Raw genomic sequence first — 23,271 nt, 5'->3', positions numbered from 1 at the left:
AGCGCGGCCACTGCGTCGGACTCGCTCCAGTCGCGAACTCGGCGTCCGGCACGCTGACGCGTCACCCCAGATCAGACGGTGTGCTGAGCCCGAAGCATGGCCAGTGAAGGGGGCGGAGCGATCCCGGCATCGCCATCTTCTTCCCGCAGGCGCAACGATGCGTGACCCACCGGACAACGGGCACGAAACGCCGCAACGGCGCTGAAACGCGGCGCCGCGCGGTCCCGGCGCAACCGCACGGGACATTTCCGCGCCGAGCCCGCTGGATCGGCGACGGAGGTGGCCGGGACGTACAGTGCTCAGGCGTGAGCGGGAGCGAGCGGACTCGAGCGGTGGTCGCGGCGTACAGCGCAGCTGTCGCGCTGCTCGTCGCCGGGCCGCTGCTCGCGCCGGGGTATCTGCTGTTGCGGGACGCCGTGAGCACGCCGCGCAGCTATCCGACCGACGCGGCGCTCGGTCTCGGCGATGCCGCACCGCGGGCGGTGCCGCAGGACGCTCTGCTCGCCGCGTTGTCGTCGTTCGTGGACGGCGGTCTGGTGGTCAAGGCGATCCTGCTCGTCGCGCTCTGGGCCGCGGCGTACGGGGCCGCCGCGCTCGCGCGCGAACTGCTGCGCGCGTCGCTCGGCCCGCAACTGATCGCCGCGACAGTCGCGTTGTGGAACCCGTACGTGGCCGAACGCCTGCTCCAAGGGCACTGGAGCCTGCTCGCCGGTTACGCGGCGTTGCCGTGGACAGCGTTGACCGCCTACCACCTCCGATCAGCGGCCACCGCTCAGCGCCGCCGGCGAATCCTGGCCAACCCTCCTGGACGACCGCCCCACTCCTCCGACCGCCCCACGCCATCCGATTCAGCTCACGCTTCCGCACCAATCGGCACGGCGAGCGAAGGCAGGACTCGGCCCGGCAGCCCGGCGGCCCGACGCGCGACCATCCGAACGGCATCCGCGTGGGCGGCTCTCGCCGGATCGCTCGCCGCGGCCGGGCTCACCCCGACCGGCGCGCTGCTGGCGGGGGTGACCGCGATCGCGCTGGTGCATCGACGCCAACTGCTCGGGACGCTTGTGCTCTGGCTCGCCGCTTCCGCGCCGTGGCTGGTCGCGACCGTGCTGTCCGGTGCGGGTGCGGAACCCTCCGATCCGGCGGGCATCGCCGCGTTCGCCGCGCGGGCCGAACCCGGCCTCGGCACGCTCGGGAGCCTGGCCGGTCTCGGCGGGATCTGGAACGCCGATGCGGTGCCGGACTCACGCACCACGCCGCTGGCCGCGGTCGCCACCCTGGTGCTGCTGGCGATCGTGGCGCTGGGCGTGCGCTCCGTGGCGTCCGGCGGGGCCGACCCCGACAACCGCCACGTCCGGCGGGCATTGCTACTGCTCGCGGCCATCGCGATCCTGTTCCCCGCGCTCGGCGCGACCGCGTGGGGCATGCACGCCATGGAGTGGCTGGTCGCCCACGTGCCCGGCGCGGGTCTGCTGCGCGACACCCAGAAGTACGCGGCCCTGGCCATGCCCGCTTTCGCCTTGTGCGCCGCGGCTGGTAGCGCGGCGACGGCCCGGCGTCTGCTCCGCGCGGACACGGACTCGACAACGGAGCGACCCACGACGACGTCCCCGGCCACGTCGGGCTCGACAACGGACCTCTCCGAGGCGACTTCTCCGGCCACGATGGACTCGACGACGGACCGGCCCGAGACGACATCTCCGACCACGTCGGACTCGACAACGGACCGGCCCGCGAAGACGTCCCCGGCCACGATGGCAGCCGTCACAGCGGTGTTCGCAGCGCTGATCGTATTGCCGCTCTACGACCTCGCTTGGGGCGGCGGCGGGGCCGTGCGTCCGGTGCACTATCCCGCGGGTTGGCGGCAGGTCGCCGAACGAATGGACGGTCCGGGCGACGTCGCGGTGCTGCCGGGCGGCATGTTCCGCAAGTTCCGCTACAGCGGCGCGTCCCCCGTACTCGACCCGGCCCCGCGCATGCTGCCCAACGACGTCTTACAGACCGGCGAGTTGCCGGTGCGCGGACGCACGGTCTCCGGTGAAGGCGCTCGCGCCACAGAGGTGGAGAACCTGCTGTTCCACGGTGGCGCGCCAGCCGACCTGGCCCGCCTCGGCGTGGGCTGGATCCTCGTCGAACGGACCACCCCGGGCCCGCTCGGCGCATCGGCGGCGACTCTGGCCCAGGTCGAACAGGTCTACGAGGACGCCGACCTCGCGCTGTACCGCGTGCCCGATGTCATCGAGCGCGGTGCATCGACAACCACGCAACGCTCCATCGCCATCGCGGCCCACTTGCTCTGGGCCGCGATGCTCGTCGCGGGCCCACTGATCGCCCTCGGCACACGAATCCGATCGCGGAGGAGACCGCGAACCTGATCACGGCGCTCGCCGTCACGCGCTCCGCAGCGCGTCCAGCCGGCGCTGCGTCGCCTCCAGCGCCGTCTGCTGCGCGGCGAGTCGCGCGGCGATGCGGTCGAGCTCGGTCCGCAGGCCGGAACACATGTCGACGCTGAGGCCGTGCTCGCCGTCGCGCACACAGTCCAGGTACCGCCGGATGGCAGCGGCGTTCAGCCCCGCTCCGAGCATGACCCGGATCTGCGCGACCACGGCGACGGCGGACTCGGCGTAAAGCCGGTATCCGTTCGCGTCACGCTCGGGCACCAGCAGCTCTTTCTCCTCGTAGTGCCGCAGGGCGCGCGCACTCACCCCGGTGCGTTCCGCGAGTTCCCCGATGAGCACTTGTCCTCCTCAGCTTGACCTTCACGCCGACGTGAACTCCTACCGTCGGGCACCGTGACTTCACGACCAACACCCACCCGTACCGTTGTCATCCACGGCTACCACGCGACGCCCGGCGACCACTGGTTCCCTTGGCTCGCCGACCGCCTCGCAGCCGTGGGCATCCCGGCCCACGTCCCCGCCATGCCCGACCCGGGTGATCCCGATCCGGACGCGTGGCTCGCCGCCACCGCCAGGGCCGTCGGCACTCCCGACGAGGGCACCGCCGTGGTCGCGCACAGCCTCGGCTGCCTGACCGTCCTGCGCTACCTCACGGCGCTTCCCGGCCGGTGGCGGCTCGGCCACCTGGTACTGGTCGCGGGGTTCCTCGACCCGCTACCCGCGCTGCCCGACCTCGACGGCTGCATCGCATCCGGCTGCGACGTGCGGGCGATCCCCGCGCATGTGACCCGGCTGACCGTTTTTCGCTCCGACGCGGACGACTGCGTCCCCACCGCGCACACCGACCGCCTCGCCGCCCTCCTCGGCGTCACCGCGCGAACGATCCTTGGTGCGGGGCATTTCCTCGCCGACGACGGCGTCACCGAACTCCCCGAAGTCCTCGACGTACTTCGGACAGCGCACCCCCGGCCCAACGCGCTGTGGGCATCTCCGGCCTGAACCGGCTACCGTGCAGCCTTGTCCCCGCCCGGCGGCGACAACTCAGCCGACCGCCCGTGGGGCGATCAACCCGCTGGTGTGCTCGCCCCTGGCAGCCGCCGCCAGCACTTCGTAAACCCCGTTCCCGGTCTGCTCCCAGGAGAATTCGCGGGCGCGGGCGCGTGCCTTCTCCCCCATCACCGTGCGTGCGCCCGGATCGTCCAGCAGGTCGCCGACGGCGTCGGCCAGCTGGGCGACGTCGTCGACCAGGATTCCGGTGGCGCCGTCCACGATGGAATCGGTGAGGCCGCGCGAACTGCGGTAGCCGACCGTGGGAACACCGTGCTGCGCCGCCTCGATCACCGCGAGCCCCCAGCCCTCCTTCCGGGAGGGCAGCACATGCACCCAGGCGCGGGCGAGCAGTTCGTGCTTGCGCCGCTCGTCCACGTGGCCGTGGAAGGTGACGGCGTCGGCGATGCCGAGTTCGCGGGCGTTGTCTCGTAGGTTGTCGGCCCACCAGCCGTCGCCGATCACGTCGAGGCGCAGACCGGGAATGCGGTCGCGCAGCCGAGCCACCGCCGCGAGGGCGTCCTCGATCTGCTTGTGCGGCACCAGACGGGAGAGCACCACGACAGTGGGTGCGGCGGTGCGGGTTTCCGCGGCGCCGGTGGGGGCGTCCACTGGAACAGGTTCGGCTCCGTTGCGGACCACCGCGATCCGGGAGCGGTCCACCCCGAGCGTGGCCAGTTCTTCCGCCGACGGCAGCGAAACGGTCAGATATTGATTGCGGCGGTGCACGCGGGGCGACAGCCGCGACTCGATCCACCAGCCGACCCGGCCGACCAGCCGGCCCGCGACCGGCCACTGCTCACGATGGCCGTGGTGCACCAGCACCACCGACGGTGCCGCGGTGACGGCGGTGGCGAAGAACGGTATGCCGTTCTGGGTGTCGATCACCGCGTCCGGCCGCACGCCGCGCAACGGACCGAGGCCGATCCTGCCGAGCAGGAGCGCGGCCAGCGCGCGCGGATAGACGGTGTAGCGGCCGCCCGCCCGGCTGATATCGATGCCGTCGACGCGTTCGCGCCGCGCCGCGCCCGGATAGCGGGCGGTGCGCAGCGTGACCTTGACCCCGCGCGCGGCGAGCTGAGCGCCGACCTGTTCGAGGTACCGCTCGCTGCCGCCGCCCTGCGGGTGCCCGGTGTCACGCCAGCAGAGCAGGAGGACTTCGCGCACGGTGGAGCTTCTCTCGGTCAGTAGGTCCCGGTGGGAACGTCGGATGTCGCGCTACACCCTAACCCGAGCACCCGCCCGAGCAGCCCGGCATCGCGGTTGTGCGAGACTCGGCGCCGTGCTCAAAGCCGCGAAGACGCCGACACGCAGCAGCCAGCCCCGGTTCGCCCGCAGGGCGACCCTGCGCCGGTCGCTGCGACTGCTCGGCAGCTTCCGGTTCGAGCAGACCGACCCGGCCCTGTTCTACGGGGGTCTCGCCGCCGACAGCGCGGCGATGATCGCCGACTTCTATGCCGATCTCACCGGCCGTTCGCTCGACGGCGCGACGATACTCGACGTCGGCGGCGGTCCGGGCTACTTCGCGGACGAGTTCGCCCGTACGGGGGCGCGCTACATTCCGGTGGAGCCCGACCCGAGGGAGATGCACGCCGCGGGTCTGTCGGTGGCGGGCGCGGTGCGCGGGTCCGGGATGGCGCTGCCGTTGCGCGACGACGCGGTCGACATCTGTTTCTCGTCGAACGTCGCCGAGCACGTCTCGAAGCCGTGGGTGATGGCCGAGGAGATGGTGCGGGTGACCAGGCCGGGCGGATTGATCGTGCTCTCCTACACCGTGTGGCACGGCCCGTTCGGCGGTCACGAGACCGGACCGTGGCACTACCTCGGCGGTGAGTACGCCGCCCGGCGGTATCGGCGCAAGCACGGGCGGGAACCCAAGAACAGGTTCGGCACGTCGCTGTTCGCGGTGCGGGCCGCGGACGGATTGCGCTGGGCGGCAACCACTCCGGCGGAGGTGCACACGGTGTTCCCGCGGTATCACCCCCGCTGGGCGTGGTGGTTGGTTCGGGTCCCGTTGGTGCGCGAGCTACTTGTCAGCAATTTGGTCGTGGTGGCAACCAAAAGTTAGCCGACGTAAGGTTCCAGCCATCCGCGGCGCCAGTGCCGCTTGCCGCACGGGGCGTGCACGGGCTCGCTCCACGGCGATTCGCGCATAGCCAACCCGACGGTCTCGAGCGTGGTGAGGCCGACCAGGTCGGCCAGCATCCCTACCGCGGCGACCGCCTCCGCGGCCTGCATAGCCGCCGTCGCCTGCTCGATCGTCAGGGTGCGTCCGGGTAGGAAGGAGACCACCCACCCCCCGCTGCCGACGCACTTCGCCTGATGCTCGGTTTGATCACTGGTCATCAACGACCGGCCGATCACTTGCACCGCCATGACTCGGACTCCCCAGTTTGCGGTAACGATTCGGTAATGGAGCGAGCTGATATGCCGCTCCAGCATCCCCCTTCCAGCAACAGAACGCAATAGTGCGTTCTGCGAAAAGCGAACCGAGAGGTCGGGATTCACACTGGCCAGAGCGTCGCCGCCGCGCAAAACTGAAACAGGTTACAGACATGAGGGCGGCAAAACTGTAACGTGTTCTCATGCACTACGACAGCTTGTTCATCGGCGGCCGCTGGACCGCGCCAACCACCGCCGAGCGCATCCAGGTCATCTCGCCGGCCACGGTCGAGCCGGTGGGCAGCGTCCCCGCGGTGAGCCGGGCCGACGTCGACGCCGCGGTCGCCGCGGCCAGGCACGCCTTCGACCACGGGCCATGGCCGGCCACGCCCCCGAAGCAGCGAGCCGAGGTGCTCACCCGCGCCGCCCGGCTGATCGAACAGCGTTCCGCCGACCTGCTCGCCGCGCTGGTCGCCGAGGTCGGCGCGCCGCAGATGATCGCGATGACGCTGAACCAGCTCCCCGCGGTCGCCGCGCTGGACGCCTACGCGGCCCTGGCGGACTCCTTCCCCTGGTCGGAGACCCGGGTCGGCGGGTTCGGCACCACGCGGGTCACCCGCGAGCCGCGCGGTGTCGTCGCGGCGGTGACCGCGTGGAACGTCCCCTTGTTCCTCGCGGTCAACAAGCTCGCGCCCGCCCTGCTGGCCGGCTGCACCATGGTGCTCAAGCCCGCCCCGCTGACTCCGCTCACGGCGAACCTGGTCGCCGACATCTTCACCGAGGCGGGCCTGCCCGAAGGTGTGCTCTCGGTGCTTCCGGCCGAGCCCGACGCGGCCGAGTACCTCGTCTCCCACCCCGGCGTGGACAAGGTGACCTTCACCGGAAGCACCGCGGTCGGCCGCAAGATCGGCGCCATCGCCACCGGTCAGCTCAAGAGCGTCTCGCTCGAACTCGGCGGCAAGTCGGCGGCCATCCTGCTGCCCGACATGGACCTCGCGGCCAACATCCCGGTGCTCGCGTTCTCCGGCCTGATGAACAGCGGACAGGGCTGCGTCGCGCAGACCCGCATCCTCGCCCCGCGCAGCCGGTACGACGAAATCCTCGACGCGCTGGTCGAGCACGTGAAGACGATGAAGGTCGGCGACCCGAACGACCCTGCGGTCCAACTCGGCCCGCTGATCTCCGAGCGCCAGCGCGAGCGGGTCGAGGGCTATATCGCCAAGGGCAAGGCCGAGGGCGCGCGGCTCGTGCTCGGCGGCGGGCGCCCGGAGGGGCTGGACCGGGGCTGGTTCGTCGAGCCGACGATCTTCGCCGACGTGGACAACAAGTCGACCATCGCGCAGGAGGAGATCTTCGGGCCGGTGCTGTCGGTGATCCCGTACGAGACCGAGGACGAGGCCGTGGCCATCGCCAACGACTCCGTCTACGGCCTCGCCGGATCGGTGTGGACCGCCGACGTCGAACACGGCGCCGAGATCGCGGCGCGGGTGCGCACCGGCACCTACGCGATCAACTGGTACGCGTTCGACCCCAGTTCGCCGTTCGGCGGCTACAAGGCCTCCGGCCTCGGACGCGAGAACGGGCCGGAGGGTCTCGATTCGTTCTGCGAACAGAAGTCGCTGCTCATGCCGCTCGGCTGGACCGGGTGATCACTCCGGCGGCATGACCACGCGCAGCAGCGGCGCGCGGTTGCCGTAACGCCGGGGTGGCGCCTCGACGATCTCGACGCGCCACCCGGGCGGCAGCACCGCGCGCAGCCGGGCGGCGGCCCGGCGCAGCGGGGTGCTCGATGTGGCGAACTCGAATGTCTCCAGATCGGCCATGCTCCAACCACCTCTCGCGTCGATCTCGCTGTGCGCCGCGGCATCGCGGGTCCGATATCGGTATGGAAGTCGTTCAGTCGATCAGTTAATCATCAGCTATCCGACTGGGTGATGCGGAAGGAAGAACACGCCAAGCATAGATTACGAATACACGAAGTCTCTCAACAAGATCATTACCCCCTTTCCCAGCGGGCTAAACCCGTCGGTCCGTGGGAATTTCGCCGACTCCGGTGTGACTTGGGACACCACCTCAGGGGCACGTCCTCGCAGCGCCGAGGGCAGCAGGACCGAATCAGTGCCACCGCAACGGCATTCGCCGAGCCGGTCGATTCATAGCGACGCGCTCACCGACCCAGCGACCGGCGATACGCGGCCGGCGTGGCGCCCGTCGCCGCACGCAGGTGCACCCGCAGCGCGGTGACGCTGCCGAACCCGGCCTTCGCCGCGACGACTTCCACTGGCAAACGTGTGGTTTCCAGAAGTTCGCGTGCTCGTGCGGTGCGCTGGGCATCCAGCCACCGCCGCGGCGTGGTGCCGACTTCCGCCTTGAAACGCCGGACGAAGGTGCGCTCGCTCATCAGCGCGTGCGCGGCGAGCGCCGAAACATCCACCGCCGCAGCGGGGTTCGCCACCGCCCACGCCAACGTGGCGGCCAGCCCGCCGTCGGCACGCACCCGCTGTGGTTCCGGAATGTATTGCGCCTGACCACCTTCCCGGTGTGGCGCGGTGACATTCCACCGCGCCAGCTCCGCCGCCGCGTGCGCGCCCAACTCCTTGCGGACGATGTGCAGACACAGGTCGAGGCCCGCGGACAGCCCGGCCGACGTCAGCACGTCACCGTCGTCGACGTACAGGGCCGTCGGGTCCAGTTTCACCGCCGGATACCGCTCGGCGAACTCGCCGCGATAAGCCCAGTGCGTCGTCGCGGGTCGCCCGTCCAGCAGCCCGGCCTCGGCCAGGACGAACGCGCCGACGCAGATGCTCACCATGGTGGCGCCGCGCTCCGCCGCGCCGCGCAACGCGGTCAGCGCCTCCGGCGGGGTGGGCAGCGTCGGGATGCAGATGCCCGGCACGACGACGACGTCGGCTTCCGCCAACGCCTCCAAGCCGTGGTCCACCCGCAGTTCGAAGCCGTTCGGTGTCCATACCGGCCCGGCACGCAACCCACAGGTCCGCATCTCGAACCCGGACGGCTCGCCCGTCTTGCCCGGCCCGTGCCGGAAGGCCTGCACCGCGCAGGCCAGGTCGAAGGTCATCACGCCGTCCAGCGCGAGCGCCACCACTTGCTTCATCGTCCCCAGTTTGGCAGAAATCCGAGCGATACTGTCATTCCCGCCACTCGCGGCGGCTCCGCACGCCCGCTTGACTCGATGCACACCGAGTTCCGATCAGAAGGAGGGCATCGTGGCCGCACCGACGGGCCTCGACTGGACCTGGGCCACCAGCACCGGCGGCGCGTTGTCGAAAGAGCAACGCCGCAGGTTGGCCGTCGCGACCGCCCGCACGCTGCCCGCCATGATGACCGACCGGGTCCGGCTGGCGCTGGGCAGGCGTGGGCGCGGAAACCTGGAGTTCGCCGGCCTGCGGTTGCCCGATTCCGCGCTCGCCGTCGCGGCGGAGACCGAGGCGCGCGAGTCGCTGTCGCCGCACATGCTGAACCATTCGCTGCGGACCTACTACTTCGGCCGGGTCCTGGCCGATCTCGACGGCGCCGCCTACGACGACGAACTGGTCTACGTCTCCTGCCTGCTGCACGACCTGCAACTCGAAAGTCCCACGCCCGGCCGGTGTTTCGCCGTGGTCGGCGGCGAGCGGGCCGTCGCTCTCGCACTGGGCGCAGGCGCGCCGCCGGAACGTGCCGAAGCGATCGGCGCGGCGATCGCCGCCCACCTCACCCCCGGCGTCGCCGACGATCTCGGCGAACCCGGCGGATTCGTCTCCGCGGGCGCCTCGGTGGATGTGCTCGGGGCGCGACTGGCGGAATTGGACCGGGAATGGGTCGCCGAACTGCTGCGCCGCCACCCGCGACTGGAATTCAAACGGCACGTTGCCGCCGCCTTCCGGGCGGAGGGGAAGGCGATGCCGGAGGGCCGGATCCACTGGCTGAACGGAGCGGGTTTCCAGATCATGGTCAAGATGTCGCCGTTCGCCGAATAAAGTGGCTCCGCACTACTGAGCAATCCGACTTTTCCGCATCGGCGCTTTCTGTTTTCAGCGGCTATCAGTTCGGCTCGACCGGACACCTATTTCCGCATAATTCCCGCGGGTAGGTGAATAATGCTGCCGCCCTTTTCACTGGGCAAACCCTCTCGGTGTGAGTATGCTCGATGTCATGAACGGTGTCACCGGCATCGCAAGCGCACGGCTGAAGCTCGCGCGCGCGTGGCACCACATCGACGACCTCGCACGCATTGTCTCGGAATACCAGGACGCGAATGAGGTCGAAGTCCGGGTCGACTTTTCCCCGAGTATCGAAGACGAAAACGAGATCGACTGCGAAGTAGCGGCGGTCGGCATGTCCGACGCGCCCGACGAATGGGCGCTGATCACGGGCGATGCACTCGCCAACCTGCGAGCCGCGCTCGACCGCGCTGTCCATCCGCATGCCGAGCAGTTTCCCATTATGCTGAGCAATACGAACAGCAAGGGCGAGGAGATATATGTCGAAGAGATTTTCGACGCCGTCACCACAGCCCTGATTCTCCGCCATCAGCCTTTTTGCGATCCCTTGCCGACACACCACCCGCTCGGCCTTCTCCGCGAATTGACCAACCGCGACCGGCACTGCCGACTGAAGGTCAGCAACCAATTCAGAACCGAGCTCATCTTCGCACGGTCAGATGACTACGAAATAGTAGACACCCCGGAGTCAGCGGTACACGAACTCGTGCCAGGAGCCGTCTTCAAGCATTTCCGCCTGCGGCTCAACCCCGGCGTCACGCAGTCCCAGCTCACCTACAACAAAAGACTCCGGGCAACCGTCGTCATCAATATTCCGGACACCGACGACGATGTGCCGCTCATCGCGAGCATGAAATCTATGCACACCCAAGTGTCGGAAATCCTGGACCAACTCGAAGCCCTCGGAATCCTGTAACCAGCTCCGAAGTCACCGGTCGCGCGATATTCCACGCGCGCGGTCCTGCCCGTGCCCGGTGCCGCCACGCTGGACGCCCAGCGCATGCCCACGTCTGGAGCAGATGCCGGTCTATGGCAATTTGCTTGTGAATCTCTTTCGTGTCATCGACGCGGCCGGACTCGTATTCGGTGAATGCAGTTCGCCACGCTCGGTATACACCCGCGCCTGGTCGATACGACGGTTTCCTTCTGTGGTGTACTCTCTGTGCTCGCGAACCCACCGTTTTCGCGGGTCTCGGCGCGCGCAGTGCCTGTGCCAATCCCGAGTGGCCGAAGGTCGGCATCTTCGGACATCGCAACACGCGACGCGTCAACTGGCTCGGCGTGTCCCGCACCCGGCTGCTCCGAGTCGACGGTCTCGACCTGCACGTAGCCGAGCTGGATGCGGTAGACGGCACGCCTGTGCTGGACATCAAGCCGTGGTTCGCGGAATTCGGCCCCCGAGGAGAGGTCCAGCAAGCCCCGTGGTCCACCGAAATGCTCGAAGACTACTTCTGGACGAGCACGGAAGCGCTACTCGGGTCAGTTGAGACGGGCGCTTGCTTCGACCCTGTTCACTGCGCGCAAACCTTTGTCTCGCAGAACAAATCGCCCGTGCCATCTGTCAGATGGCACGGGCGAGGTGCTACTTTGGGTGGAGTGTCAGCCCAGACGCTGCTTGAGCGCCTCGAACTCGTCGCGCACGCCGGAAGGCAGCTTGTCACCGACGAACTCGAACCACTCTTCGATCAGCGGGATCTCCTTGCGCCACTCGTCGGCGTTCACGGCGAGCGCCTCGTCGACGTCCTTGGGATCGACATCCAGCCCGTCCAGGTCGAGCTGCGCGGCGGTCGGCACGTTGCCGATCGCGGTCGCCTCGGCCTCGGCGGAACCCTCGATGCGGCCGATGATCCACTCCAGCACGCGGGAGTTCTCACCGAAGCCGGGCCACAGGAAGCGGCCGTCCTCGCCGCGGCGGAACCAGTTGACGTAGAAGATCTTCGGCAGCTTGGCCGCGTCGGCGTTCTTGCCGACGTTGATCCAGTGGCCCAGGTAGTCGCCGACGTGGTAGCCGAGGAACGGCAGCATGGCCATCGGGTCGCGGCGCACGGTGCCGACCTTGCCCTCGGCGGCCGCGGTCTGCTCGGACGACAGCGTCGCGCCCATGAACACGCCGTGCTGCCAGTCGAAGGACTCGGTGACCAGCGGGACGGTGGTCTTGCGGCGGCCACCGAACAGGATCGCCGAGATCGGCACGCCCTGCGGGTCGTCCCACTCGGGGGCCAGGATCGGGCACTGCGCCATCGGCGTGCAGTAGCGGGAGTTCGGGTGGGCGGCCAGCGTCTCGGTCTCCCGCAGGTACCAGTCGTTGCCCTTCCAGTCGATCAGGTGATCGGGCTCGCCTTCCAGGCCCTCCCACCACACGTCGCCGTCGTCGGTCATCGCGACGTTGGTGTAGACGGTGTTGCCCGCTTCCACGGTGGCCATGGCGTTCGGGTTGGAGCTGCGGTTGGTGCCCGGCGCGACGCCGAAGAAGCCGTACTCGGGGTTCACCGCGTAGAGGCGGCCGTCCTTACCGAAGCGCATCCAGGCGATGTCGTCGCCGAGGGTCTCCGCGCGCCAGCCCGGCACGGTCGGCTGGATCATCGCGAGGTTGGTCTTGCCGCAGGCGCTGGGGAACGCGGCGGCGATGTAGTAGGCCTTGTTCTCCGGGGAGATCAGCTTCAGGATCAGCATGTGCTCGGCCAGCCAGCCCTCGTCGTGGGCCATCGCCGAGGCGATCCGCAGCGAGTAGCACTTCTTGCCGAGCAGCGCGTTGCCGCCGTAGCCGGAGCCGTAGCTCCAGATCTCCCGGTCCTCGGGGAAGTGGGTGATGTACTTGGTGTCGTTGCACGGCCACGGCACGTCGGCCTGGCCGTCGGCCAGCGGCGCGCCCACGGAGTGCAGCGCCTTCACGAACGGGCGGTCGGCGCCCAGCTTCTCCAGGGCGGCGGCGCCCATGCGCGTCATCACGCGCATCGACACGACGACGTATTCGGAGTCGGTGATCTCCACGCCCAGCTTCGGGTCATCGGCGCCGAGCGGACCCATGCAGAACGGCACCACGTACATGGTGCGGCCCTTCATCGAGCCCCGGTACAGCTCGGTCATCGTGGCGCGCATCTCGGCCGGGTCGACCCAGTTGTTGGTCGGGCCCGCGTCGGCCTCGGTCTTCGAACAGATGAAGGTGCGCGACTCCACCCGGGCCACGTCGGAGGGATCGGAGAGGGCGAGGAAGGAGTTCGGCTTCTTCTTCTCGTCCAAGCGCTTGAACGTCCCCGCCGCGACGAGCTGCTCGGTGAGCCGCTCCCATTCCTCGTCGGAGCCGTCCGCCCACACCACTCGATCCGGCTGGGTGAGTTCGGCGACTTCTTGTACCCAGGCGAGTAGTTCGCTGTGCTCGGTCGGCGCCTTGCCGTCGGATCCACGAAGACCAGGAATGGTCGCTGACGTCATGAAAACTCTCCTGAGATGGGTGGCTATTCGATGCTTCGCCACCTGGCCCAAGGCCCATGACCAGCGCGAATGCACCGAGCGCCACCGTTGGCGGGAAGGCGCCCGCTCCGACCGGTCGAACGCGCACCCCAGGAGGGCGGCAGATCAGGACTTAGCGGACGCCCAAGTTCCTGAATAGAGGTTAACGCGATGTGACGGCCGGTACGGTATCGGGTTCCTCACTGTGTACCCAATTGCTCGCTCGTTTCAACAGGCGAGATCCAGCGATCGAGGACTCGGACATCTCGCTCGCATGCGGCGAGCTGCCCCGGCTGCTCGGCCGCCATCCGGCGCAATTCGGCCTCCAACTGGGCCACCCTGCGATCCGTCTCGACCATTCGCGCGGCGCTTGCCTGGACCACGTGATCTGCCAGAACGGTCTCCGCTTCCACGAGTGCGGTCACCACGCGTTGCTCGAGCTGCGCTTTTACATTGACCAGCGCGTCGGCGATCCATTGCCGGATGTGCGCTCGATCGGCCAACTGGCGGCGGGCCCGGACCACCCACGCCGCGGCACCGCCGCCGAGCAGCAGCGTCACCGGCACGCTGGCGACGTCCAAGGCCGGTACGAGGGAGAACGGAGCAACCAGCAGGCGACCGAGGCCGACACCGGCCGACGCGCCGAGCGCGATCATAAGGTGATCTTCGACACCTCGATGGCGGGGTTCGGGATCCGGACCGACCCGAGGCGCGGGATCGCGCCGCCGCGTCGGCGAACCCCGATCCGTGCTCTCGATCCGGGCGCTCAGTTCGGCGATGCGCTGGTCGATGACGTGATCCAGAGCGCCGGTCAGCTCGGTGACGTACTGCTGCAGCCGAGCGGGATAGCCGCCGAGCTCGGCGCGGCTCAGCCGGTCGAGCTCGGCGCGCACGGCGGTGTGCAGCGCCCGGATGTTCGCGCCGATCTCGGTCATCAGGTCCACCCTGGCCAGGTGCAACTGCCCGCGCAGGGTGGACATGGCGGTGGCTCGCCCGCCGTCGCGACCGGCGAGCAGGAGGGCGCGCGCCTCGCGCAGCCGGGCCGGTTCGGCGCCGGAGCGCAGCACCGCCACCTGCTCGGCCACCCGCCGGCGGGTGTCGGCGAGGACCCGGCCGACGACCGCGCCCTGCCGGTCACCGCCCGCGGCGGCCGCGGCGGTGAGCTGGGCGTGCAGTGCGCCGACACCGGAGCGATCGAGCAGCCCGGCGTCGCCCGCGGTGCGTGCGGCGGCCGCGAGCCGCGCCGAGACCGGCACGATATCCAGATCGCCCGCGCCCACCGCGGCGAGCAGTTCCAGGTCGCGCTCCCGCACCGACTGCCAGTCCTGGTGGGCGTGGATGCCGTTCATGGCCAGCAGCAGGCGGGTGCCGTCCGCGCGCAACCGGTCGATCGCCCCGAGCGTGTCCGCGCCGATGATGGTGCCCGCGTCGAGCAGGATCAGCGCCACCGCCGGCGGAGCGGTCTCTGGCCCCGGCACCGCGTCGGCGCGCGGCTCCGACAGCGTGAGGCGCGGTTCGAACCGGGCCAGCTCGGTGCGCAACAAGGTCGTGTTGACGTCGGCCGGACCGATCACCGTGACCGCACCCGCGGAGCCGGAGTCGCGCACCGCGCGCAGCAGCGCCATTCCCTGCGGATTCCATCGCTGCACCACGGCCGCGAGTTCGGGGCCGAGTGTTGCGGCGGCGTCCGGCTCGCCGTCGGCGGGCGCGCCCCCGGGGCGAGACGGCGCGACCATCTCGGCGGACGCACTCGCCGCCGCGGATTCCGGAGGCTCAGAGACCGGCACTGCTCATCCGTTCCCATAGTCGGATGTAGCCGTTGTGCACGCGCAACGCGGCGCGGCGGGCGGCAGGGGGCATATCGCTGGTGACGACGGCGCGCCAGCGCGCGGCGCGGGCCAGCGCGTCGTCGGCGTCGGAAGGCGCTGGCGCGGAGTATCCGGCCGCGAGATGGGCCACGTCGGGCCCTGCGAGCCCCGCGCAGAGCCCGAGCCAGACGGCGTCGTCGCTGTTGAGATAGGACTCGAGCAGGTCGCGCGCCCGACCGCCCTCCTCCGGCACCGCGCGGGCGGCGAGGCGGGCCAGCTCGTCGAGCAGCTCGCCGCCGCGCAGCGCGGAGACCTGCTCGTAGCGGCGGTGCAGCACCTGGTGCAGCGCGTCGATGCCGCTGGCCGCGTGCAGGATCTGCAGCAGCGCCTGCGGAGTGAGATCCGGATCGTGCCGCAGGGCCGTGCAGGCGCAGGCCACGCCGTACAGATCCCAGCGGCGCAGCAGTTCCGCGCGCTCGGCGGCGTCCGGCCCCGACCCGACGAACAGGTCCGGCGCGAGCAGCAGCGCCGCGTCGGCTTCGGTCGCCAGTTTGCGCAACAGGTCCAGCTCGGCCTCGGTCAGCGCGCCCGCCCTCGTTCGCGTGGCCAGCGAGGCGACCACCGGAACCACCGGAACTCCTAGCTCCCTGCCGTACTGCTGGGCGGCCGCCACCGCGTCGCCCCAGCGGGAACCGACCGCGTCGGCCTTGTTCAGCACCGCGATCGCGCGCTGCGGCGGCAGCGCGGCCAGCACCCTGCGGTCGGCCGGCGTCGGCGCGGCCGACAGCACGTAGACGACGATGTCGGCGTCGAGTTCCGGGTCGGGCGCTCCCGGCCGGTCCACCGGATCGGTCTCCACCGCCGACATCAGCGCGAGCGCGTGCAGCACCGTGGTCCGTCCCGCGTGCGCGCGTCCGGTCACCTGGATGCGCGGTGGTTTGCGCCACGCGCTGACGGCCGCCGCCGCGGCGTACCCGATCTGCGGATCGCGCCCCGTGCCGAAGCGCAGTTCGGCCAGCAGCTTGTCGAGCTGATCGTGTGCGGAGGTGGGCACGCCGCGCTCCCGCAACGGCCCATCGGAATCAGTGGCTGCCTGCATGCTGCGCACACCCCCTTTTACGGTGCGCAATTCTGTCAGAAGACGGCGCGCGGGACAGGTTCGACGGCTCAGCTGCCACTGAAGTACTTGTTCGCGGTGCGCACCACCCAGTTGGGGGCGTATTTGCCCACCGTCGCCAGCACCTTCGCCTGCGCGCCGATCTCGTAGTGCACCTTCGGCAGCCTCGCGCGCTTGCGGGTGGCCTCCCAGATCCCGGCGGCGACGTCGTCGGCGGTCAGCCGCACGCCGAGCGACTTCGTGGTCCCGGTCGTCACGCCGTCCACCATCGCCGTGTCCACGAACATCGGCCAGATCGCGAGCACCCGGATGTCGTGGCGCTCCCACTCCAGGTCGAGCGCCTCGGTGAAGCTCTTGACCGCGGATTTGCTGGCGCCGTAACTGGCGAGTTCGGCCTGGCCGTAGATCGCCGACGCCGAGCAGAGGTTGACCACCTGCGCACCAGGGGTGTCGCGCAGATAGCGGAACGCGCTGTGCGTGCCCGTGAGCACGCCGAGCACGTTGACCTCCACGATCGCCCGATGCGCGGCGAGGTCGATCTCCTCGAACGGCCCGGCGCGCAGGATGCCCGCGTTGTTGACCAGGATGTCCAGCCGTCCCGCCGCGGCGTGGAACTCCGCGAGCCGTTCCGCCCACTGCGTGGCGTTCGTCACATCCAGCACCCCGGTGTGCACTGCGCCACCTTTGGCTGTGATATCACCGGAAAGCCTGGTCAGCCCGACCTCATCGATGTCGTAAGCCCCGACCTGGTATCCCTGCGCAGCGAAAAGCAAGGCCGTGGCCCGCCCGATACCGGACGCCGCGCCGGTGATGAATACTGTCGGTCTGCCCATGCCGGGGAGTCTAGTGCCGGGAACGCCGTGTACCGCGGGGTTCCCACAGGCCCGGTCGGTCACTTACCCTGCTGAAGTGGTCGGCGCCATAACCGGTGCGCAGCTTGAACTTTCGCATGCGGCAACCGACCTCGACGATGAGGAGGTTGCGATGACCGCGAACGTCATCGGCGCTGTCGACCCGGAGCCGGCCTGTCCCGCGGAGCGCAAGCCCTTGCTGCCGAGCGCGGACCCGTTCCATCGACCGCCCAAAGGGTTCGCGGCCAAAGCGCCCGGCACCATCCTGCGCAGCAGGAAGATCGAGGTGGCGCTGTTCGGGGTTGTCCCGCAGCAGGTCTCGGCCTGGCAGCTACTGTACCGCAGCTGTGATCTGCACGGCGCGCCGGAAGCGGCCGTCACCACGGCGCTGCTGCCGATCGACGCGGAGCCGGACGAGGATCGCCCGCTGCTGGCCTTCCAGACCGCGATGGACGCGGTGACCGAGAAGTGCTCCCCGTCCTACGCCCTGCGCCACGGCGCGCGGGCCCTCGGCTCGATCACCCAGCTCGAATGGCTCCTGGTCGCGAACGCGCTGCGGCGCGGCTGGGCGGTGAGCATCGCCGACCACGAGGGACCGCACGGGAACTTCGGCGCGCCGCGCGAGCCCGGCTACCGCGCGCTCGACGGCATCCGCGCCGCCCTGCGTTTCGGCCCGCTCGGGCTCGGCCCTGACACCCGCGTCGCGGTGTGGGGCTACTCCGGCGGCGGCATGGCCAGCTCGTGGGCGGTCGAGATGGCGCCGGCCTACGCCCCGGAGCTCGACATCGTCGGCGCGGTGCTCGGGGCCCCGGTCGGCGACCCGCGCCAGGTCTTCGACCGGCTCAACGGCACGCCGTACGCCGGCCTGCCCGCCATCGTCATCGCCGCCCTGCGCAGGCTGTACCCCGCGTTGAGCTCGCTGATCGACAACGAACTCAGCCCGGAAGGCCACCGGTTCGTCGTCCGCGCGGAGAACGCCACGCCGGTCGGCGCGATCCTCGGGCTCGCGGGCAAGAAGGTGGACGACTTCCTCGACCGGCCGCTCGCCGAAGTGCTCGATACTCCGCAGCTGCGGGCGATGTTCGACGACCTGCGGCTGGGCAACACCACGCCCGCGTGCCCGTTGCTGGTGGTGCAACCCATCCACGACCAGGTGATCCACATCGATGGCGTCGACGGCCAGGTGGACCGCTACCGCCGCGGCGGCGCCGCGGTGACCTACGTGCGCGACCGGCTCAGCGAGCATTTCTCGCTGCTGCCGCTGTCCACGCCGATCAGTCTGGATTGGCTGGCAGACCGGTTCGCCGGGCAACCGGTGAGCGAAGTCGGCGACAGCACCGTGTGGTCGGTCGCGGCCTCGCCTTCGGGCGTGCGCGGACTGCTGGAGATGGCGGTGACCGCGGCCAAGGTCGCACTCGGAAGACCGCTGCGTCAGCAACGGCCGACCGTGCCGAGGATCGCGCCCGCGCGCGCCGCCTGACCGCCTGCTCAGCGGCCCGGGTGCAACCGCCTGCCGCACTGATCGCCGGATGCTGGACAATGGACGCCGTGAACGACGCCGCGAACCATACTGCCGAGTCAGTTCCGGGCCCGCCGTCCACAACGTCGGCTCCGGCCGAGGGCGGACCGAGGCACAAGACCGGCTCCCGCCTGTACCCACGAGTCACCAGCTTCCGGTCGCGCAGGGGCGCGCTGACCGCGACCCAGCAGCAATCCTGGGACCGGATGTGGCCATCGATCGGCCGCGAGGTCGCCGACGAGCCGCTGGACGCGGCCGCCTGGTTCGGCCGCGACGCGCCGCTGGTCATCGAGATCGGCTGCGGCACGGGCACCGCGACGGCCGCCATGGCCCAGGCCGAACCGCACCTGAACCTGATCGGCATCGAGGTCTACCAGCCCGGCCTCGCGCAATTGGTACAGCGCGTCGAGCGCGAAGGGATCGGCAACATCCGCCTGCTGCGCGGTGACGCGGTCGACGTGCTGGAGAACATGATTGCTGAAGAGTCGCTGACTGGCGTCCGCGTGTTCTTCCCCGACCCGTGGCCGAAGGCGCGCCATCACAAGCGCCGGCTGCTGCAACCGGCGACGGTCGCGCTGATCGCCAGCCGCCTGAAGCCGGGCGGTGTGCTGCACGTCGCCACCGACCACGCGGGCTACGCCGAGCACATCCACGCGGTGGGCATGGCGGAGCCCCTGCTCATCGGCCTGAACGAGACGACGGGCGGGGTGAGCGCCGAGCATCGCGACACCGCGCCGATCGGTTTCGAGCGGCCCGTCACGAAATTCGAAGGCAAGGCACATCGCGCCGGTAGCGCCATCACAGAGCTCATATGGGGGAAGATCGACCGATGAGCGTCAGTGAAATGGCCCACGAAGTGGTCGATGTTGCCGGGGAGGTGCACGGCGGCGGAGCGGAAGGTCTCGGCAGCTCGGGACCGGACGTGCGCCGCGTCCTGTTGGTGTGGGACGCCCCGAACCTCGACATGGGCCTCGGCGCTATTCTCGGCGGTCGTCCGACCGCCGCCTACCGCCCGCGTTTCGACGCGCTCGGCCGCTGGCTGCTGGCCCGCACCGCCGAACTGTCGGTGGGCGCGATGCATCGAGTGGAACCAGAGGCCACCGTCTTCACCAACATCGCCCCCGGCACCGCCGACGTCGTGCGGCCTTGGGTGGAGGCGCTGCGCAACGTCGGCTACGCGGTCTTCGCCAAGCCGAAGATCGACGAGGACTCCGATGTCGACGCCGACATGCTGGCGCACATCGCCCTGCGCAGCCGCGGCGCCGGTCTGGCCGGCATCATGGTGGCCTCCGCCGACGGCCAGGCGTTCCGCGAACCATTGGAGGCGCTCGCCGCCAAAGGCGTGCCGGTTCAGGTGCTCGGCTTCCGCGAGCACGCGAGTTGGGCCGTCACATCCGATACTCTCGAATTCATCGACCTCGAGGACATTCCGGGCGTGTTCCGTGAACCGCTGCCCCGGGTGAGCCTCGACTCGCTGCCCGACGAGGGTGCCTGGCTGCAGCCGTTCCGGCCGCTGTCGGCACTGCTCACCTCTCGCCCCGCCCAAGGAGTCGCTTAGTGTTCACACGCTGGGGCGATCTGGTATACCGGCTGCGCTTCGCCGTCATCGGCGTGGTCGTGGCCGGTCTTCTGGCTCTCGGTGGCTACGGCCTCGGGTTGGAGGACCACCTCAGCTCCAGCGGGTGGGACGATCCGACCTCGGAGTCGGCGCGCGCGGCGCGGATCAAGGACGGCGCCTTCGCACGGGATCACACCTCCGACGTCATCGTGTTGTACACGGCGCCGGAGGGCAAGACCATCGATGATCCGGAATTCAGCGACAAGATCCTCGAGAACCTGACGAGTCTGCCCCGCGAACATCCCGACGAGATCACCCAGATCAACGGCGTCTACTGGCGGAACACCGCGAATATCCCGGTTCAAGCCTCGGTTTTCGGCTCCAAGGACAAGAAGTACGCCTTCGCCTCCATCGCCATCAAGGGCGACAACGACACCGAGATGGTGCGCAACTACCGGAAGGTGAAGAACGTCTTCTTCATCCCCGGCGTGGATGTGCAGGTGACCGGTCTGCAAGCCGTGGCGGGCACGCTGAACGACACCATGGCCGACGACCAGAAGCGCATGGAGATCCTCGCCATTCCGGCGGTGGCCGTCCTGCTCTTCTTCATCTTCGGCGGTATCGTGGCCGCCGGGTTGCCGCTGATCGTCGGTGGTCTCACCGTGATCGGCGCCTGGGGGATCGTCCGCTTCATCACCGAGTTCACCGAAGTGAATTCGTTCGTCTCCCCGGTCGTCTCGATGATCGGCCTCGGCTTGGCCATCGACTACGGCCTGTTCATCGTGAGCCGGTTCCGCGAGGAACTCGCCGAGGGGTATGACACCAGGGTCGCTGTCCGCAGATCGGTGATGACGGCGGGCCGCACCGTGGTGTTCTCCGCGACGATGATCGTCGCCAGCCTCGGCGGCATGCTGTTGTTCCCGCAGGGCTTCTTGAAATCGGTCGCCTACGGCGCCATCGCGACGGTCTCGCTGGCGGCGCTGACCTCGATCACCGTCTTGCCCGCCATGCTGGCGGTGCTCGGTAAGCGCGTCGATATGCTCGGCCTCAAGCGGTTCCGCAAGACGAAGACCGCCGACGAGGTGGAGGGCGGTTTCTGGGGGCAGTCCACCCGCTGGGTGATGAAGCATCCGCTCAAGATCGCGATCCCGCTGTGCATCATCTTGTTGCTGCTGATCATCCCGGTGAAGAACCTCAGTTTCGGCGGTATCAACGAGCGGTATCTGCCGCCGGACAATCCGACCCGGCTGGCGCAGAAAGAGTTCGACACGATCTTTCCGCTGCGCAAATCCGACCCGATCGAACTGGTCTTCATCGTCGACGATCCCAGCCTTGCCACCCAGGTCGGCAAGGTGGTGAAAGAGGCGAGCAAAGCGCCCGGACTGGCCGGCGAATTCGCTTATCCCCCGAGCACGGCTCCCAACGACAAGACCATCTACAAGACTTCCGTCACGCTCACCAATTCCGAGGACGCCGATCCGACCATCGATTACCTCCGCTCGCTGGAGTTGCCCGACGGCGTCACCATGCTGGTGGGCGGTCAGCCCGCGATCCAGAAGGACAGCATCAGCGCGCTGCTGGGCCGGATGCCGCTGATGATCGCGCTCGTCCTGTTCGTGACGACGCTGCTGATGTTCCTGACCTTCGGCTCGCTGGTGCTGCCGATCAAGGCCGCGCTGATGAGCGCCCTCGGTCTCGGGTCCACGCTCGGCATTCTCACCTGGATCTTCATCGACGGCCACGGCGCCGGGCTGTTGAATTTCACTCCGCAGCCGATCATGTCGCCGGTGCTGGTGCTGATCATCGCGATCATCTACGGCCTCTCGACCGACTACGAGGTCTTCTTGATGTCGCGCATGGTCGAGGCGCGCGCTCAGGGCGCGAGCACCACCGAGGCGGTGCGGATCGGCACCGCGCAGACCGGCCGGATCATCACCGCGGCCGCGCTGATCCTGCTCGTCGTCACCGGCGCGTTCGCCTTCTCCGACCTGGTGATGATGCAGTACATCGCCTACGGCATGATCGCCGCGCTGTTCATCGACGCGACCGTGCTGCGCATGCTGCTCGTCCCGGCCACCATGAAACTCCTCGGCGACGACTGCTGGTGGGCGCCGACCTGGATGAAGAAGGTGCAGGAGAAGGTCGGGCTCGGCGAGCCCATTCTCGACGACGAGCGCGTCGGCGGCGGTGATGTCGTCGACTTGGTGAAGACCACGCCGATCACCGATCCGGTGACCATGCAGATCCCCGCGGTCGCCGCCGCAAACAAAGTGCCGCGCAGGCGCAAGCCGCGCACGGTCGCCGAGATCGAGGCCGAGGCGCCGACCAGGCGGCTGGACCGGGTTCCGCCCTCGCCCGCACCGCAGCCGACTCCCGCTCCGCCGCCGCTCGATCCGGGCAGGCAGCGTCCGGAGCCGCCGCGCAATCCCACGCCCCCGCAGGGTGAACCGATTCGGCCCCGGCGAATCTCGCAGGTCCCGAACGATCCGCGCTCGACGCCGGGCCAGGCGGAGCAGCGGCCGCCGTCACCGCCCGCCAACCCGCAGGGTCCCGCAGGGTCGCGACCGTTGCCGCCCACCGGCCTGCCGCACGACCCGAGCGCATCGCACGCCGGTGTGCCCTCGGTGATTCTTCCCGAACGCAGCCCGCGTCCCGCGGTCTCGCCGATCACGCCGCCCGCCCCGCGCCCGACCCCCGCCCCGGAACCACGTCCGCTGTCCGGCATCACGCAGGATCCGACCCTCGACCTCGCACAGCACGAGCCGAGCGGCCCGCGTCCGGCGCGCCTGCCGTCCGAGGATTCGGCCGTCTCCGACGGTCCCGCGCATCGTGCGCCCGAGCCCGAGGCCCCCGCGGAGCCGTACAACGGACCGGACACCACCAACCGCAGCAGCATCGAGAGCTGGATGGCCGAACTCCGCTCTTCCCGCCGCCACATCGGCCGGGTCCCCGAGGAAGGCAGGCACCACGGCGGCGACGGCCGCACGGTGAGCGTGAACGAACTACTGCGCCGCCGCGAGCGGGAGTGAGCGGTCGCTCCTGACAGCGAAAGCTGCCACGCCGTGCCGTTCGCGCTGAACGGACCAAGCACCCGCAGCTTTCGCACCTAGCCGCGCGGTACCGGCAGGCCCGGCTCACC

Annotated in this window: 19 protein-coding genes and 1 pseudogene; 11 read left to right on the top strand and 9 right to left on the bottom strand. The window is 69.5% G+C overall.

Going from position 1 to position 23,271, the window contains the following annotated elements:
- The first annotated feature begins 305 nt into the window (after nt 1-305).
- Nucleotides 306-2,372 (top strand): hypothetical protein, encoded by a 2,067-nt coding sequence (locus tag ACWDMM_RS17235; RefSeq protein WP_449938307.1) that lies wholly within the window; start codon nt 306-308, stop codon nt 2,370-2,372.
- A gap of 15 nt (nt 2,373-2,387) precedes the next feature.
- On the opposite strand, the gene ACWDMM_RS17230 is transcribed toward ACWDMM_RS17235, so the two are convergent.
- Nucleotides 2,388-2,735 carry a MerR family transcriptional regulator gene (locus tag ACWDMM_RS17230; protein WP_449938304.1) on the bottom strand — a complete coding sequence of 116 codons (348 nt, stop codon included), beginning with the start codon at nt 2,733-2,735 and terminating at the stop codon, nt 2,388-2,390.
- Nucleotides 2,736-2,789: 54 nt separating this feature from the next.
- Between ACWDMM_RS17230 and ACWDMM_RS17225 the strand changes: the two genes are divergently transcribed.
- The gene (locus tag ACWDMM_RS17225) at nt 2,790-3,395 is read left to right on the top strand and encodes an RBBP9/YdeN family alpha/beta hydrolase (protein WP_449938302.1); all 606 of its coding nucleotides are present in this window, start codon (nt 2,790-2,792) and stop codon (nt 3,393-3,395) included.
- Nucleotides 3,396-3,437: 42 nt separating this feature from the next.
- On the opposite strand, the gene ACWDMM_RS17220 is transcribed toward ACWDMM_RS17225, so the two are convergent.
- The gene (locus ACWDMM_RS17220) at nt 3,438-4,610 is read right to left on the bottom strand and encodes a glycosyltransferase family 4 protein (protein WP_195080931.1); all 1,173 of its coding nucleotides are present in this window, start codon (nt 4,608-4,610) and stop codon (nt 3,438-3,440) included.
- A gap of 115 nt (nt 4,611-4,725) precedes the next feature.
- Here ACWDMM_RS17220 and ACWDMM_RS17215 point away from each other — a divergent pair, with 115 nt between their 5' ends.
- A complete protein-coding gene (locus ACWDMM_RS17215) occupies nt 4,726-5,511 on the top strand; it encodes a class I SAM-dependent methyltransferase (RefSeq protein WP_195080932.1) in 786 nt (261 codons plus the stop codon).
- Here ACWDMM_RS17215 and ACWDMM_RS17210 read toward each other — a convergent pair.
- Nucleotides 5,508-5,819 carry a hypothetical protein gene (locus ACWDMM_RS17210; RefSeq protein ID WP_195080933.1) on the bottom strand — a complete coding sequence of 104 codons (312 nt, stop codon included), beginning with the start codon at nt 5,817-5,819 and terminating at the stop codon, nt 5,508-5,510. The genes ACWDMM_RS17215 and ACWDMM_RS17210 overlap by 4 nt on opposite strands.
- 209 nt (nt 5,820-6,028) lie before the next feature.
- On the opposite strand from ACWDMM_RS17210, the gene ACWDMM_RS17205 reads away from it, so the two are divergent.
- A complete protein-coding gene (locus ACWDMM_RS17205; RefSeq protein ID WP_357208502.1) occupies nt 6,029-7,474 on the top strand; it encodes an aldehyde dehydrogenase in 1,446 nt (481 codons plus the stop codon).
- On the opposite strand, the gene ACWDMM_RS17200 is transcribed toward ACWDMM_RS17205, so the two are convergent.
- Together ACWDMM_RS17200 and ACWDMM_RS17195 are read right to left on the bottom strand one after the other, a co-directional pair.
- Complete coding sequence (locus tag ACWDMM_RS17200) at nt 7,475-7,648, bottom strand: hypothetical protein (RefSeq protein ID WP_195080935.1); 174 nt, start codon at nt 7,646-7,648, stop codon at nt 7,475-7,477.
- Nucleotides 7,649-7,992: 344 nt separating this feature from the next.
- Nucleotides 7,993-8,949 carry a GlxA family transcriptional regulator gene (locus ACWDMM_RS17195; RefSeq protein WP_195081045.1) on the bottom strand — a complete coding sequence of 319 codons (957 nt, stop codon included), beginning with the start codon at nt 8,947-8,949 and terminating at the stop codon, nt 7,993-7,995.
- Between the two features lie 103 nt (nt 8,950-9,052).
- Here ACWDMM_RS17195 and ACWDMM_RS17190 point away from each other — a divergent pair, with 103 nt between their 5' ends.
- From ACWDMM_RS17190 to ACWDMM_RS17180, 3 genes and pseudogenes are all read left to right on the top strand, one after another.
- On the top strand, nt 9,053-9,805 hold the full coding sequence (locus ACWDMM_RS17190; protein ID WP_195080936.1) for an HD domain-containing protein: 753 nt from the start codon (nt 9,053-9,055) through the stop codon (nt 9,803-9,805).
- A gap of 175 nt (nt 9,806-9,980) precedes the next feature.
- Nucleotides 9,981-10,745, top strand: a complete 765-nt coding sequence (locus tag ACWDMM_RS17185) for a hypothetical protein (RefSeq protein WP_357109647.1) — start codon at nt 9,981-9,983, stop codon at nt 10,743-10,745.
- Nucleotides 10,746-10,885: 140 nt separating this feature from the next.
- A pseudogene (locus ACWDMM_RS17180) lies at nt 10,886-11,206 on the top strand (TrmO family methyltransferase domain-containing protein); the annotation flags it as partial.
- Nucleotides 11,207-11,428: 222 nt separating this feature from the next.
- Here the strand turns inward: ACWDMM_RS17180 and ACWDMM_RS17175 are convergent.
- The 4 genes from ACWDMM_RS17175 to ACWDMM_RS17160 form a co-directional block, all read right to left on the bottom strand.
- Nucleotides 11,429-13,261, bottom strand: a complete 1,833-nt coding sequence (locus ACWDMM_RS17175) for a phosphoenolpyruvate carboxykinase (GTP) (RefSeq protein ID WP_195080938.1) — start codon at nt 13,259-13,261, stop codon at nt 11,429-11,431.
- Nucleotides 13,262-13,479: 218 nt separating this feature from the next.
- Entirely contained in the window at nt 13,480-15,066 is a 1,587-nt protein-coding gene (locus tag ACWDMM_RS17170) for a hypothetical protein (protein WP_449938294.1), read from the bottom strand.
- On the bottom strand, nt 15,053-16,186 hold the full coding sequence (locus tag ACWDMM_RS17165; RefSeq protein WP_357109656.1) for a hypothetical protein: 1,134 nt from the start codon (nt 16,184-16,186) through the stop codon (nt 15,053-15,055). Before ACWDMM_RS17165 ends, ACWDMM_RS17170 begins: the two co-directional genes overlap by 14 nt.
- 68 nt (nt 16,187-16,254) lie before the next feature.
- Nucleotides 16,255-17,037: an SDR family oxidoreductase gene (locus ACWDMM_RS17160; protein ID WP_195080940.1), complete on the bottom strand. Its 783-nt coding sequence runs from the start codon at nt 17,035-17,037 to the stop codon at nt 16,255-16,257.
- A gap of 151 nt (nt 17,038-17,188) precedes the next feature.
- Here ACWDMM_RS17160 and ACWDMM_RS17155 point away from each other — a divergent pair, with 151 nt between their 5' ends.
- The 4 genes from ACWDMM_RS17155 to ACWDMM_RS17140 are packed head-to-tail and all read left to right on the top strand — an operon-like array spanning nt 17,189 to nt 23,161.
- Nucleotides 17,189-18,535: a lipase family protein gene (locus ACWDMM_RS17155; protein ID WP_449938291.1), complete on the top strand. Its 1,347-nt coding sequence runs from the start codon at nt 17,189-17,191 to the stop codon at nt 18,533-18,535.
- A gap of 59 nt (nt 18,536-18,594) precedes the next feature.
- Nucleotides 18,595-19,407, top strand: a complete 813-nt coding sequence (gene trmB, locus ACWDMM_RS17150) for a tRNA (guanosine(46)-N7)-methyltransferase TrmB (RefSeq protein ID WP_195080942.1) — start codon at nt 18,595-18,597, stop codon at nt 19,405-19,407.
- The gene (locus ACWDMM_RS17145) at nt 19,404-20,132 is read left to right on the top strand and encodes an NYN domain-containing protein (protein ID WP_039802982.1); all 729 of its coding nucleotides are present in this window, start codon (nt 19,404-19,406) and stop codon (nt 20,130-20,132) included. Before trmB ends, ACWDMM_RS17145 begins: the two co-directional genes overlap by 4 nt.
- Nucleotides 20,132-23,161, top strand: coding sequence for an MMPL family transporter (locus tag ACWDMM_RS17140; protein ID WP_449938287.1), 3,030 nt, complete (start codon nt 20,132-20,134; stop codon nt 23,159-23,161). The genes ACWDMM_RS17145 and ACWDMM_RS17140 overlap by 1 nt, the downstream gene beginning before the upstream one ends.
- Nucleotides 23,162-23,271 lie beyond the last annotated feature (110 nt).

Source organism: Nocardia sp. NPDC003726, from assembly GCF_053586955.1.
Note: the sequence above shows the minus strand (reverse complement) of the source record. Positions and strands in the feature narration are given on the sequence as shown.

Excerpts from the sequence above, each read along its gene's own strand:
- ACWDMM_RS17165 (WP_357109656.1), bottom strand. The coding sequence starts at position 16,186 with ATGCAGGCAGCCACTGATTCCGATGGGCCGTTGCGGGAGCGCGGCGTG.
- ACWDMM_RS17210 (WP_195080933.1), bottom strand. The coding sequence starts at position 5,819 with ATGGCGGTGCAAGTGATCGGCCGGTCGTTGATGACCAGTGATCAAACC.
- ACWDMM_RS17185 (WP_357109647.1), top strand. The coding sequence starts at position 9,981 with ATGAACGGTGTCACCGGCATCGCAAGCGCACGGCTGAAGCTCGCGCGC.
- ACWDMM_RS17160 (WP_195080940.1), bottom strand. The coding sequence starts at position 17,037 with ATGGGCAGACCGACAGTATTCATCACCGGCGCGGCGTCCGGTATCGGG.
- trmB (WP_195080942.1), top strand. The coding sequence starts at position 18,595 with ATGGACGCCGTGAACGACGCCGCGAACCATACTGCCGAGTCAGTTCCG.
- ACWDMM_RS17200 (WP_195080935.1), bottom strand. The coding sequence starts at position 7,648 with ATGGCCGATCTGGAGACATTCGAGTTCGCCACATCGAGCACCCCGCTG.
- ACWDMM_RS17205 (WP_357208502.1), top strand. The coding sequence starts at position 6,029 with ATGCACTACGACAGCTTGTTCATCGGCGGCCGCTGGACCGCGCCAACC.
- ACWDMM_RS17155 (WP_449938291.1), top strand. The coding sequence starts at position 17,189 with ATGACCGCGAACGTCATCGGCGCTGTCGACCCGGAGCCGGCCTGTCCC.
- ACWDMM_RS17175 (WP_195080938.1), bottom strand. The coding sequence starts at position 13,261 with ATGACGTCAGCGACCATTCCTGGTCTTCGTGGATCCGACGGCAAGGCG.
- ACWDMM_RS17145 (WP_039802982.1), top strand. The coding sequence starts at position 19,404 with ATGAGCGTCAGTGAAATGGCCCACGAAGTGGTCGATGTTGCCGGGGAG.